Annotated in this window: 11 protein-coding genes and 1 rRNA gene; 9 read left to right on the top strand and 3 right to left on the bottom strand. The window is 33.4% G+C overall.

Going from position 1 to position 13,257, the window contains the following annotated elements:
• Positions 1-20: 20 nt before the first annotated feature.
• The 3 genes from rrf to DWB61_RS13585 all read left to right on the top strand — a co-directional run bounded on the left by rrf (position 21) and on the right by DWB61_RS13585 (position 3,978).
• A 5S ribosomal RNA gene (gene rrf, locus DWB61_RS13575) occupies positions 21-131 on the top strand.
• A gap of 331 nt (positions 132-462) precedes the next feature.
• On the top strand, positions 463-2,451 hold the full coding sequence (locus DWB61_RS13580) for a putative porin (RefSeq protein WP_125031459.1): 1,989 nt from the start codon (positions 463-465) through the stop codon (positions 2,449-2,451).
• 135 nt (positions 2,452-2,586) lie between these two features.
• Positions 2,587-3,978 (top strand): MltF family protein, encoded by a 1,392-nt coding sequence (locus DWB61_RS13585; RefSeq protein ID WP_158614426.1) that lies wholly within the window; start codon positions 2,587-2,589, stop codon positions 3,976-3,978.
• Here DWB61_RS13585 and DWB61_RS13590 read toward each other — a convergent pair.
• Both DWB61_RS13590 and DWB61_RS13595 read right to left on the bottom strand, forming a co-directional pair.
• Complete coding sequence (locus DWB61_RS13590; RefSeq protein WP_125031461.1) at positions 3,949-4,608, bottom strand: NUDIX hydrolase; 660 nt, start codon at positions 4,606-4,608, stop codon at positions 3,949-3,951. The two genes, DWB61_RS13585 and DWB61_RS13590, sit on opposite strands and share 30 nt — an antisense overlap.
• Positions 4,609-4,734: 126 nt before the next feature.
• Positions 4,735-5,979: an ABC transporter permease gene (locus DWB61_RS13595; protein WP_125031462.1), complete on the bottom strand. Its 1,245-nt coding sequence runs from the start codon at positions 5,977-5,979 to the stop codon at positions 4,735-4,737.
• A 127-nt stretch (positions 5,980-6,106) separates the two neighbouring features.
• Between DWB61_RS13595 and DWB61_RS13600 the strand changes: the two genes are divergently transcribed.
• The 3 genes from DWB61_RS13600 to DWB61_RS13610 all read left to right on the top strand — a co-directional run bounded on the left by DWB61_RS13600 (position 6,107) and on the right by DWB61_RS13610 (position 8,634).
• Positions 6,107-7,309: an exo-beta-N-acetylmuramidase NamZ family protein gene (locus tag DWB61_RS13600; protein ID WP_125031463.1), complete on the top strand. Its 1,203-nt coding sequence runs from the start codon at positions 6,107-6,109 to the stop codon at positions 7,307-7,309.
• A gap of 92 nt (positions 7,310-7,401) precedes the next feature.
• Positions 7,402-7,983, top strand: a complete 582-nt coding sequence (locus DWB61_RS13605) for a thioredoxin family protein (RefSeq protein ID WP_125031464.1) — start codon at positions 7,402-7,404, stop codon at positions 7,981-7,983.
• A gap of 168 nt (positions 7,984-8,151) precedes the next feature.
• Positions 8,152-8,634, top strand: coding sequence for a DUF6174 domain-containing protein (locus tag DWB61_RS13610; protein WP_125031465.1), 483 nt, complete (start codon positions 8,152-8,154; stop codon positions 8,632-8,634).
• 65 nt (positions 8,635-8,699) lie between these two features.
• Here DWB61_RS13610 and DWB61_RS13615 read toward each other — a convergent pair whose 3' ends face one another.
• Positions 8,700-9,899, bottom strand: a complete 1,200-nt coding sequence (locus tag DWB61_RS13615) for a pyridoxal phosphate-dependent aminotransferase (protein WP_125031466.1) — start codon at positions 9,897-9,899, stop codon at positions 8,700-8,702.
• 561 nt (positions 9,900-10,460) lie between these two features.
• On the opposite strand from DWB61_RS13615, the gene DWB61_RS13620 reads away from it, so the two are divergent.
• The 3 genes from DWB61_RS13620 to DWB61_RS13630 all read left to right on the top strand — a co-directional run bounded on the left by DWB61_RS13620 (position 10,461) and on the right by DWB61_RS13630 (position 13,252).
• Complete coding sequence (locus tag DWB61_RS13620) at positions 10,461-10,820, top strand: hypothetical protein (protein WP_125031467.1); 360 nt, start codon at positions 10,461-10,463, stop codon at positions 10,818-10,820.
• Positions 10,821-10,841: 21 nt separating this feature from the next.
• On the top strand, positions 10,842-11,255 hold the full coding sequence (locus DWB61_RS13625; protein ID WP_125031468.1) for an NHL repeat-containing protein: 414 nt from the start codon (positions 10,842-10,844) through the stop codon (positions 11,253-11,255).
• Between the two features lie 383 nt (positions 11,256-11,638).
• Complete coding sequence (locus DWB61_RS13630; protein ID WP_125031469.1) at positions 11,639-13,252, top strand: S41 family peptidase; 1,614 nt, start codon at positions 11,639-11,641, stop codon at positions 13,250-13,252.
• Positions 13,253-13,257: the final 5 nt, after the last annotated feature.

Raw genomic sequence — 13,257 nt, forward strand, 5'->3', positions numbered from 1 at the left:
AATGCTGATAACTGAAGATTTCAGGTATCTATAGCAATGGGGTTCCACCTCTTCCCATCCCGAACAGAGAAGTTAAGCCCATTAGCGCCGATGGTACTGCCGAAAGGTGGGAGAGTAGGTCGATGCCAACCTTTAAGCGTCTTGTTTCCAATGGAAGCAAGACGCTTTTTTTATGCCCTAATCTCTGAAAAACAAAGAGGCGTTATAAATTCCCAATTGCTTCTCCCGCAGATCGGGCTGATCATTTTGACTTTAGAGTTACGATATGATATGGAATTTATATCTAATGTCTTTAACTTATTATTAAATGGGTGTAGTGTTTAATATTCTGACTAGTAGTATAGTTAATATTGGTATCGTTCGTCATTTTGCAATATCTTTTCGTCAAGTATTAATGTTTTTTAACCGATTAATACTTGAAAAATAATTTTCTTATTGACACTTTCCTTATATTTGCAGGCTATGAAACAAATTTTCATATTAATCATATTTACTTTCTGCCTAAGCTTGTCTTTGGCAGCACAAACTGAAACTAAATCTCTTAGGTTAGGAAGCAAAGGAGATCGTGGTTTGAAGCCTGATGGACTAAAGCGTGATGGCGAAAAAAGTGAAATGGATAGTCTAGGCTATAATAGTGTTGAGTCGCACATTAAAACTTGGCGACTTTCAGATTATGGTACCCGAAAATTTAATCTTCATGTGGATACTTTGTTGGGCAATATCCACAACTTTAATCCTATTTATCAAAGAACTATTGCTAATTCATATCTTGGGAATCTAGGATCACCTTATCAGAGCCTAATTTTCAAAGATCGTGTTCGTGAGGAGTCTTTTATGTTCTTCAATACTTTTGAGGCTTATATGAATATGCCCAAAGAAGTCCTGTTTTTTAATACTACGACACCTTTTACAAGTTTCTTTTATGAGACAGCTGGTTCTAAAGACAGAGCTGAGAATAATCTTCGAGTTTTACATACTCAGAACATTAATCCTTTCTGGAACGTAGGTATCAGTTTTAACTTGATTTCAAGCGAAGGGCAATACCAAAATCAGAAAACTAGGTTGTATGATTTTAATTTGTTTTCGAATTACGAGAAGGGACGATATGGAGCTCATTTTATATTGAATCAGAATAGAATCTTGGTAAATGAAAATGGTGGAGTCAATGATGATGGGCAGATTCGAGACACAGTAATTGATCCTGAAAATGTACAGGTGAAATTATCAGAAACTAAAAATAAACTGTCGAATTTTAATTTTGCTGCAAACCAATATTACAATCTAGGTAAAGGAAAAGATCTGATTATTGATGGTGATACCAGTCAAATTTATCCAGTTAAATTGATTCATGATTCTAATTTTGAATCAGATAGTCGAGAATTTAAGGAAGGTGTAGTCAATAAAGATTTTTTCAAGAGTACTTATTTGAATAATGACAAGAGTGCTGATGAAACAACGCTTAAGATGCTTAGTAACGGTTTTCATATCGTCTTCAATGAAAATCAGAATAAAAAGTTGAGTTTTGGTGCACGTTTAGGATTATTGAATCAATTTTCAACTTATAATCTGCGTAGACCAGTTGGTGAGAATTTATATTCTCAAAAGGATAAAAATATTCACAACACCAAGTTGATGACAAGTATCTTTCGTCAAACTGGAAAGGATTGGAATTGGAAATTCTCAGGTTCTTATGTTTTTGAGGGCTATAATCAAAATGATTACCAACTTGATGGGGATTTGGTTTATCAGTTTGGAGATTCAATAAACAGACAAAGTCTTGAAATTACCTCACAGATTAAATCAAATACGCCAGATTTCTTGATGACTGAATATCATGGAAACCATCAGCAATGGTCGTTAAATTTAGATAAAAGCAAAGAATTATCTTTAGGATTAGAATATCAAGTAAATAAATACGGATTTAAGATTGGTGGACAAATAAATAACTTGGAGAATTACACCTATTTTGGATACGATACAATTCTTTCTCAAACGAGTAAATCTATCCAGGTTGCAACGGCTTATATTGAGAAGGACTTTAGATTAGGTAAGTTTACTTTAAGTCAGAAAATTGTAGGTCAGAAGAGTTCTAATGAAAAAATTCTGCCCTTACCAGATCTATCAGTCTATAGTAATAATTATTATTCAAACACATTTTTTAATGGTGCCTTAGACATACAAGCAGGTTTTTCTGTTTATTACAATACTTCTTTTTACGCTCCGAATTACATGCCATCAACAGGACAATTCTTCTTGCAGAATGAGCAAGAGTTAGGGGATTATCCTAAAGTTGATTTGTATTTCAATTTTAGAATTAAGAGAACTCGTATTTTTATCATGTACGAACACTTAAATGCTAAAATGGGTAGTCAAAACTACTTCAGCTCTCTTCATTATCCAATCAATCCAGGTATGCTTAAATATGGATTGCGATGGACATTTTACGATTAAAAAATATCAAATTAATTTGACCAATGAACTGTCTGTTTTTTGGTTAGGTGTCCGTTTTTAATTAATTTAAATAACGGTAAGAAATCGCATATGTTTAAATTTAAATATATAAAGTTAATCATCCCCCTAATACTCATGATCTTCCTGCAGACATGTAATCAACATCGAAAAACGATAAGATTACGTCAGGCAGACAAGACTGTGCTTGGATTAAAGCACATTAAGTTGCGTGGTAAATTGAGAGTAAGTACTGATTATAATTCTACCAATTATTTCATTTACAAGGGACGAGCTATGGGCTTTCAGTATGAATTACTGAGTGCTCTTGCTGAAGAATTAGATGTGAAATTAGTGTTGAGCGTTGAAAATGATCTTCATTCAGCTTTTTCTAGTTTAGAGAATGGTGATATTGATCTTATTGGAATGAACCTGGCTATTACTCAAGATAGGCAAGAACGGTTTAATTTTACTTTACCTCATAGTCAGTCGAAGCAAGTTTTAATTCAACGAATGTCTTCTGTAAATGATTCTATGCCTATTATCAGAAACCAATTGGAACTTGGTGATAAGTTGATACATGTTCAGAAAGCTTCAGCTTATGTCGAGAGATTGGAGAATCTATCTAAAGAAATTGGACGTTCTATCCATATAGAAAAGTTAGAAAGAATCGAAGTTGAAGAACTTATTGAGCAGGTTTCCAGAGGTGAAATTGATTATACAATAGCGGATCAAAACGTGGCTATTGTCAATAAAAACTACTACCCTAATATCGATATTGATACTGAGATTAGTTTTCCACAAGACATGGCTTGGGCATTGAGAAAAGGGAGTGATGAGCTAACTAAGGCGATTAATACTTGGCTTGAAAATTTTAAAGGGACAGCTAGATACAACCAAATATATAGTAAGTATTTTTTGAGTTCAAGAATTTTAAATCGTCACAATAGCGAGTATTTTACACTCAAGAGTGGTAAGATTTCGGAATATGATGATCTCATTAAGAAAAATTCTAAGTTAATTGATTGGGATTGGAGATTATTATCAGCTTTAATTTCTCAAGAATCTCATTTCGATCCTAATGCTAAATCATGGGTTGGTGCTTTTGGTTTGATGCAATTAATGCCTGAAACTGCATTTCGTTATGATGTTGATGAAGACTCTAAACCTGAAGAAAATCTTAAGGCTGGGACAAAACACTTGATGTATTTAAGTCGTCGATTAGATAAAATACTTATAGATAAAACAGATAAATTGAAATTCCTATTGGGTTCCTATAATGTTGGTTTAGGCCATATTCTTGATGCAAGACGCTTGGCCAAAAAGAATGGTCAGAATCCCGATTTATGGCAAGGTAGTGTTGATTATTATCTCCTAAATAAATCAAAGCCGGAATTCTATAAAGATCCAGTTGTGAAATATGGTTATTGTAGAGGAAAAGAACCTTACAATTATGTGAAAAATATTCTGTTAGTTTATGAGCATTACCAAAATACGGTTTTACTCGATGAGACTAGCTCTCTTGAGTAATTCCTCGAGTTCCGATATAATCATTGCTGTAGCTCCCCACAGTTTATGTCCTTTTATCTCATAATAGGGAGCTTTTATTTCAAATCCATTTTTATAGATCATTTCTTCATGCTTATTCTCAGCTTTAAATAGCTCTTGAATATTCGTTTCGATGATTTGATTGACTTCAAAAGAATCTGCCTTGAACTGAGGTAAGCCTTCATAATAGGCAACTATAGGTTGAACTTGGAAATTACTGATTGGGATGTACAGACCTGTGATCGGCCCAATAATGTGTATTCTTTCTCCCAATAAGCCTAACTCTTCTTCGGTTTCCCTTATAGCTGTTTCAACAAGATTTCTATCGCTAAGTTCAAATTTACCTCCAGGTAAACTAATTTGACCACTATGCTTATGATCTCCATTGCTTCTTTCTATGAGTGGGAAGTATAATTGTTCTCCTTTTTGATAGAATAGAATTAGAACACTACTATCCCTTGCTAATCTGGGATCATTTATTTTATTAGAATGGTTACGAATTGATGGCGACATCTTTTGTTGAGCTTCAGAACCAGGTAAGCCCTTCTGAAACGCTGTAATAAAATCTTCTACAAACTGATCTATATTATTTATTGAATTGGGATGTATCATTTCGATAGTGTATTAAACTACCACTAAATATAAGGAAAACCTCGATTCAATCTTCCAAGAGTTTAGAATAATTTATGCCTTATAATGTGCAATAATTGGTATGAGTCTATGTCCTTGTATTTTAGCTTAGTCAAATTTTATTGCCTTGCTTGGTGTAATACGAGTAATCCAATAAGAAGGAACAAGAAGCATACTCACCGTAGCGATAAGTGTTCCAATATTTAATAAGACAAGGTGAAATACATTTAGATTAATGGGTACAGTGTCCAAATAATAATTGACAGGATCGAGACTTATAATTTGTAATTGATATTGCATCAAACAGATTCCGATACCGATAAGATTGCCCCAAAGCATTCCTTTGCCAATAATCATGGATGATTGATAGAGGAATATTTTTCGAACGGACCAATTATCTGTACCGAGAGCTTTAAGAATACCAATCATGTTGGTTTTCTCAAGAATAATAATAAGTAAACCTGAAATCATATTAAACCCTGCTACTAGGATCATTAAACCCAGGATTATCCAAACATTAAGATCGAGCATCTCAAGCCAGTTAAATATTTGAGGGTGCCTCTGTTTGATACTTCTGACTTTAAATGTTGATCCATCGTTAGTAAATATACCGGTAACATTATCACGAATAAGATCCTTTGTTTCATCCAGATTTTTAAAATCATCCAATGTTATTTCTATGCCACTAACCTGATTGTCGTCCCAATTATTCAATTTTTGAATATGGCGCATGTCACAAATTACGAAAAGTTTATCAAATTCATCCATACCCGAATTGTAGATACCTGAAATAGTAAAGGCTCGTTGGCGTATAGGTTGTTGTACAAAGTACATAATTAGTTTTTCACCTACATTTAAATGAAGAAGTTTCGCTAATTTTTCAGAGATGAGAACTTGATTGCTCTTTTTTGAAGGAACCATGCTTATGGTATCACCTTCAACTAATTTATCTTTAAAGAATGACCAGTCGTAATCTAAGGCAGCTCCACTAAGAACGATACCTTGAATTTCTTCCTTTGTTTTTATAATACCTGGTTTGGTGGCAAAACTCTGTATGTGTTTTATCCCCTCAATTTGGGACAAACGATCAAAAGGAACCAGGTTTATATCAATTGGGTAGGTTTCGAATGAATTGTTATTGTCGTAGTTGCTAATTTGAATATGAGAACCAAAACCAGTAATTTTCTCAGTAATGCCAGCTTTAAAACCCGTAACAATAGCTATAGCAAGAATCATAACAGATAAACCTAAAGCAATTCCAAGAGTAGCAATGCTAATGATAGGGCGAGAAATCTGACGGTCAGATTTATTCTTATAAGTGATTTTCTTGGCAATGAAGAGTTCTAAATTCAAATCGATATTTTTTATCAAAGTTAACTTTAAAATCAACTACAGTTAAGTGTTAATAATAATTCAATTCCTAACAGGTGTTAGATACAAAAATAGTAATTTCACACTTAGTAAATCTAAAATTAGAAGAATGCTACGAAACAAAATCTATCTCTTCACATTTCTTTTGTGTTTTTTGATTTTTCAAATGGCTTGTTCCCAAACGACATCAAATAAAATTGTTCCTGCTGCTGAGCGTTTTTCTGAGTATCAGTCAATCTTGCAAGGCAAAAAGATTGCGCTTGTTGCAAATCAGGCTTCACTTGTGGAGAACGATCATTTGGTAGATTTTCTTTTGTCAAAGGAAGTTAGCCTGATAAAAATATTCAGTCCAGAACATGGTTTTCGGGGTAAAGCTGATGCAGGAGAAAAAATAAAAGATGCTATAGATTCTAAGACGAAATTGCCTATTGTTTCATTATATGGAAAACATAAGAAACCCTATCCCGAAGATTTATCAAAAGTAGATCTGGTTGTTTTCGATTTGCAGGATGTGGGGGTTCGTTTCTATACCTATCTATCGACTTTGCACTATATGATGGAAGCCTGTGCTGAGAATGATATTCCTTTAATGGTTTTGGATAGGCCCAATCCGAATGCTCATTATATTGATGGACCTGTTTTGGAAAAGGATTGTAAATCTTTTGTTGGCTTACATCCTGTTCCTATTGTTTACGGCATGACAATAGGTGAATATGCACAAATGATAAATGGTGAAAAGTGGTTAAATAATGGCATTAAATGTGATTTGACTGTAATTCCTTGTGAAAATTGGGCACGAAATTCAGTTTATAAATTACCCGTAAAACCTTCTCCAAACTTGCCTAATTATCGATCGATACAACTTTATCCATCTCTGTGTTTTTTTGAAGGAACAGTGGTTAGTGCTGGTAGAGGCACTGATTACCCTTTTCAAGTTTATGGACATCCGCTATTGAAAAAAGGGAAGTTTGAGTTTAAACCCAGAAGTATTGTAGGTGCAAGCAAGAATCCCAAGTTTAAAGGGCAAATATGTAAAGGTGAAGATTTGAGCTTAATTGATATTGAACGTTTAAGGGAACAAAAACAACTTGACTTATCTTTTTTACTAAAAGCTTACTCAGAGTTAAATGCTCAAACAGAGTTCTTCAATTCCTTTTTTGAGAAGTTGGCTGGCACAAAGCTTTTGCGCCAACAAATTATTCAAGGTCAATCGGAAGATGAAATAAGAAAGACGTGGCAAAAGAACCTAGATGAGTTTAAGTCAATCAGAAAGAATTATTTGATCTATCCTGATTCAAAAAGGAAAGAATGAATGTTATTGGTTGATTATTTTCTGAATATTTTATTTAGAAAATTTAAGAATAATCTATAACTTGGATCTTATTTATTTAAAAATTTAAGAAAATGGCATTTACCTTAAAATTAACTGACAAAGCTCCTAAGTTCAATTTACTAGCAACCGACGGTATATCATATAAACTTTCAGATTTTAAATCATCTAAATTGCTTGTTGTTTTTTTCACTTGCAATCATTGTCCTTATGTGATCGGTTCAGATGAAGATACGCGTGCAATAGCTGAAAAATACATTCCTAATGGTGTTGAGTTTGTTGCCATAAATTCAAATTCAGCCAATACCTATGTTGAGGATGATTACGATCATATGATAGATCGAATGGAAGAATATGATTTCCCATGGGTGTATTTATACGACGAAACACAAGAGGTTGCAAAAGCATATGGCGCATTAAAAACGCCTCATTTTTATCTTTTTGATGAAGGGAGAAAGCTGATTTACACGGGGCGAGCTGTTGATAATCCTAAGGATACTTCAAAGGCTGAAGTTCGTGATTTGGAAAGAGCGATTGATGAATACCTGGCAGGGAAGCCTATCTCAGTACCTATAACTAACCCGATTGGTTGTAATGTAAAATGGGATGGAAAAGACAAACATTGGATACCAGCAGATGCTTGCGATTTGATCTAGAGGTTAAATATGAATGTTTGTGGCTTTGAGTATGTAATCCAGGGGTGTAGTTATGCAATTTGATCTCTATTAATTGTTTAATCTTAAATTTTCTTTGTTTAAGACGCGACTGGATTTGTTTTTTAACATCTTAGAGTTAAATTGTATGTTAATTTAAATCGATATGCTATGAAAATTAAATATTCAATAATATTGCTAATTCTAACTATAGCCTATTGTGCTTGTGATGATGATCCAAGTAGAAAAGTTGAATTTAATCAGGAAGAGTTCCGGACCAATAGAGCAAAGTGGGAAGAATTGAATCTTCAGAATTTTACATATGAGTATTCTAATTCTGGCTATTCTTATTCAGGAATTACTTCGCATATAAGTGTTGAGATATTGAATGGAGAAACAGAAAATATTACAGCTCTTGTTGAGAATGGCATTCAAGATGCGGATAAATACCTTATTGATGACTTGTTTGAAGAAATTTTGAATAGGTACCCTGATGATGGTTTAGCCGATTCTTCCTTGAAGGAAATAAAAGTGAAATACGATAAGGATTACCATTTTCCAACGGAGGTTCATTATATCTATCATATCCCTGAAGGCATGGACGGCTTGTGGAACATGCATCAATACATTAAGAATTTTGAACTGGTTAAATAGTTCGTATATCGTATAGAATAAAAAAAGGCTCCAAATAATTTTGGAGCCTTTTCTGATATATCTATTTAGATTGTTCTTCCTGGATAAACCTTAAGTGCTTCGGCTAATGTTTCCATCGCGTTTGCTAAATCTTCTTTTTTAAGAACGTAAGCAATACGAACCTCATTTTTACCTAAACCTGGAGTTGCATAGAATCCTGTAGCAGGAGCAACCATTACAGTTTGGTTTTTATATTCAAAGTTTTCAAGAATCCACTGAGCAAATTTATCTGAATCGTCAATAGGAAGCTTTACTACCGTATAAAAAGCACCTTTAGGAGTTGGGCAATAAACACCATCCATATTATTTAGAGCTTCAACCGTAAAGTTACGACGATCGATATACTCGTTGTAAACTTCAGTGAAATATTCAGCAGGAGTTTCAAGAGAAGCTTCTGCAGCAATCTGACCGAAAGCAGGAGGACACAAACGCGCCTGAGCAAATTTTAAGGCTGTATTGATCACGTCTTTGTTCTTAGTAATCAATGCTCCAATACGAACACCACACTCAGAGTAACGCTTCGATACTGAGTCCATAAGAATGACATTCTGCTCTAAGCCTTCAAGATTCATTGCTGAGAAATGCTCTTCTCCATCGTAACAGAACTCACGATAAACTTCATCAGAGAATAAATACAAATCATGCTTAAGAACCAATTCACGCAATTGATTCAACTCTTCTTTTGAATAAAGATATCCAGTAGGATTATTTGGGTTACAAATAACGATACCCTTAGTTTTAGGTGTCATTAATTTTTCAAACTCCTCGATTGAAGGTAAAGCAAAATCGTTCTCGATGCTAGAAGTAATTGGCTTAACCACAACACCAGCAGCTACAGCAAAACCATTGTAGTTTGCGTAGAATGGCTCTGGAATTAAAACTTCATCACCCGGATTCATACAAGACATCAACGAGAAAGTAATTGCTTCTGAACCACCAGTTGTAATTAACATCTCATTTTCGTCAACATTAATTCCGATGTTCTGATAGTACTTAGCCAATTTCTTACGATAAGAAATATTACCCGCTGAGTGAGAATACTCAATCACCTTTTCAGTACAATTTCTAATCGCTTCCATTGCAACCTCAGGGGTTTTAATGTCTGGCTGACCAATGTTCAATGGGTATACAGTTCTACCTGCAGCTCTTGCTGCTTCTGCGTAAGGAACCAATTTACGAATTGGTGATTCGGGCATTAAGCGGCCTTTATCCGAAATTTTTGGCATTTGTTATGTGTTTTTTATAGCAGTCAGATCGCTTTTCAATGTTCAAGAATCTCTTAAACGATGACTTGCATCCAAGCACTAAAATTGAGTTTTGTTTAGAACTTCATTTGCGCCAAAAGTAAATAAAAATCTAAGTAAAAAAAATGCTTTTTGACTTGTTTTATAAAAAGACCCTAAGGTCTTGAAATAGAAACGAAAACAAGCACTTTGATGTCCGGTTTAAATCGTTTGAAATTCCATTGTGTTTGTTTTCCATAATATTGTCTTTTTTTTCTTTAAAGTATCAGATAGCGAATTGGTATAGGGATCCTTTTAATGTTTATCTGGAAATATTCAATTCCTAGTTCTTAAAAGAGAGACCCAAGAATTAATTAACAAAATAAGGTGTGCTTTAGGATAAAGAAATATATATGTATAATAATATAATTCGCTAGGCTTGCTTTACCTTATAGTAAATGAGGTAATCGTTTAAATTAAATAAGCTTTTTATGGATAGGGTATATGCTGTTTCAGTACTCTTAATTAATGTTAACTAACCCAACCCAATTAAAAGAAATGATTATGATTAAATATTTTGTTACTCTTTGTTTACTTCTTCTGGTAAGTGGCATCTCTATGTCGCAATCATATAATAATCCTGAAAGTATTGTATACGATCAGGCTGCTGATCGGTATTTTATATCAAATAAAGCTGGCAATACAATTGTTCAGTTAGGCTCGGATAATAAGATGACTGATTTCGTAACTACCGATTTAAATGCTCCAAAAGGACTGTTGATTGTTGGGGATACATTAATATCTGTTAATAATACTTCCGTTCAAGGCTTTTTATTGTGCGATGCCAGTAGAGTCTTTAATGTTGTAATTGAAGGTGCTGTATTTATGAATGACGTTACGAGTGATAATAAGGGAAAGCTTTAGGTTTCTGATACGAGCACAGGAGTGATCTTTCAGATATCAATCAAAACAGGAGAATATTCAACTTTAGTAGACTCCATAAAAAGTCCCAATGGTTTATTGTATGATTCAAGAACAAACTCTATTCTCATTTGTAATTGGGGAGCTAATGCAAAAATCCAATCTTTTAAGCTTTCTGATTCTACCTTATGTGAGTTAGTTACGACTGAACTGAGTAATTTGGATGGTTTAGCAAGAGATAATGCTGGAAATATCTACGTTTCCTCATGGGGGAGCAATTCTGTTTATCGCTTCGATCCATCATTTAAGAATCCGCCAGTTTTAATTTCGGAAGGACACGATGGGCCTGCGGATATCTTCATCATTAAGGATAAGCAGATACTATGCATTCCGAATTTTATTTCAAATAATATTCAGTTTGTAGATGTTGAGAATTAAAGCCTTATAAAATGATATAAAACGAAACAGATTTATACTGTATTCATGTTTTGCAGTTCGTTTTAAAGTTCCTTGTAACCTGAAAGATAATAAATGCGTCAAATGTTATGTCAACTCTAAGACAGTAGGGTTAGTAATTGTCTTTACCATAAATATCATATTAAAATAATTGAACGTCATCCCGGAAAGAAGTTGATTTTTTTGATGGGTGCTGATCACCGTTTTTATTCTGTTAAAACGATAAAGCAAAAGTTTGGAAATCAGATATCGTTGAAATCCATTGTTGGCTAAAAGAAAAAACAGGTGCTAACTATTAAAATAATACCCTATGAAGAAAATATTTAATCTTTACAGTAATAATTAAATTTTAAAGAAAATAATCCATGCCAAACATCAAATTTATCACAATTGTTCTACTATTAATAATTGCAAGTTCAGCAAAATCACAACAAACACTTAATAGAGACACATTAGTGTCCGATTTCAAGTATTTTATTTCAGCAATTGAAGAGACTCATCCTGATCCTTATTCGGCATATGGGGGAAGAGTCTATTTTAAAAAAGGAGCTTTTGATGTTGAAACTAAATTAAAGAATAACGATTATACTAAAGACGAATTTGTTTCAATAATATCTGAGTTTATTGCAACGCTTGGCGATAGTCATACTGGCATGAGAGTAGCTAGACCAAAAAATGATCCCAATGCTCTGAAATTACCAATAAGCTTATCTACTGCAACCGATAATTTGTTTATTACCGCTTTGCCAATAGAGTATGAGCATTTACTTGGAAGTCGTATAGTTTCGGTCAATAACATTCCTCTAAAAGATCTTTTAGAAAAGGCAGGGGAGATAAATCCTACAGAAAACTATTATGGCAAATGTCATTATTTCCGTAGAAAATTTTCAGATTATATATATGCAGGTAAATTAATTCCAAATATCGAACCTGAAATTAATCTTGAGTTAAAGACTATTTCGGGTGATACAGAAAATATATTAATAAGTTATTTGACTTCCGATAAATATAAAGAGGTAAAGATCGTAGAGACCGATAGTTGGAATAAAATTTCGGATGATTATATATCATATCAATTTGTTGATAAAAAGAGAGAGACAATGCATCTCCGTATGACCTCGGTGATGGCAAGAGGGGCGTTTATTCTTATGGATGAGAGAGGCTTTTCTAATTTTGAGATGTATACCGACTATTTTTATAAAACAATAATGAAATGTGAAAGACCAAAGGATAAAGCTGAAGCGATAAATAAAATGCCTTCGTTTATTGAGATATTTTATAATATGCTTATTGAGATGAAAAAAAATAACTCGAAAAACTTAATTATCGATCTTCGTGATAACACAGGTGGATTTACAGCGATTACAAGTCCTTCGCTTTACCAAATGTTTGGAGATAGATATCTAGAAACCGATATGAGTACTAATTATTATAGATTGATTTCGCCATTATATATGAAAAAAATTGGTACTACACTTGATGAGTATAATAAAAAGAATGAGTCTGATTTTAAATTTGGTGACTATGCTTTTAAAGAAAAAAGTAATAAAAAAGAAAAAATAGAGGTGAAGCGTAAGAATTTTATTGAAGGAAAATCATATTTATCTCCTGTTATAAACGAGAATGATGGTAAACCCTTGTATGAGCCCAAAAATATCTATGTACTTACTAATGATCGAACTTTTAGTGCAGCCTTTCATTATGCTTATTATCTATGGAAAATGGGAGCAACCGTAGTAGGAGTACCCTCTTGTCAGGCGCCAAATACATATATGGAAACAACGCCATTTACTCTGCCTTTAACAAAATTGAATGGTTCTATATCAAATCATTTACAAGAGTTTTTGCCGTCTACTCATAGATGTGCTAAAACTTTCTATCCTGAACACATGATGAATTGGGAAGATTATAAAAAATACAGTTTTGATAAGCATTCTGAAATAAAATATGTTCTTGATTTGATTAAGAAAAAACAATAGGAGGT

The organism is Ancylomarina euxina (assembly GCF_003863355.1).
GTDB lineage: Bacteria > Bacteroidota > Bacteroidia > Bacteroidales > Marinifilaceae > Ancylomarina > Ancylomarina euxinus.

Bases quoted from the DNA above. Each gene is read 5' to 3' on its own strand.
- DWB61_RS13580 (WP_125031459.1), top strand. From the start codon at position 463: ATGAAACAAATTTTCATATTAATCATATTTACTTTCTGCCTAAGCTTG.
- DWB61_RS13585 (WP_158614426.1), top strand. From the start codon at position 2,587: ATGATCTTCCTGCAGACATGTAATCAACATCGAAAAACGATAAGATTA.
- DWB61_RS13590 (WP_125031461.1), bottom strand. From the start codon at position 4,608: ATGATACATCCCAATTCAATAAATAATATAGATCAGTTTGTAGAAGAT.
- DWB61_RS13600 (WP_125031463.1), top strand. From the start codon at position 6,107: ATGCTACGAAACAAAATCTATCTCTTCACATTTCTTTTGTGTTTTTTG.
- DWB61_RS13605 (WP_125031464.1), top strand. From the start codon at position 7,402: ATGGCATTTACCTTAAAATTAACTGACAAAGCTCCTAAGTTCAATTTA.
- DWB61_RS13610 (WP_125031465.1), top strand. From the start codon at position 8,152: ATGAAAATTAAATATTCAATAATATTGCTAATTCTAACTATAGCCTAT.
- DWB61_RS13615 (WP_125031466.1), bottom strand. From the start codon at position 9,899: ATGCCAAAAATTTCGGATAAAGGCCGCTTAATGCCCGAATCACCAATT.
- DWB61_RS13620 (WP_125031467.1), top strand. From the start codon at position 10,461: ATGATTAAATATTTTGTTACTCTTTGTTTACTTCTTCTGGTAAGTGGC.
- DWB61_RS13630 (WP_125031469.1), top strand. From the start codon at position 11,639: ATGCCAAACATCAAATTTATCACAATTGTTCTACTATTAATAATTGCA.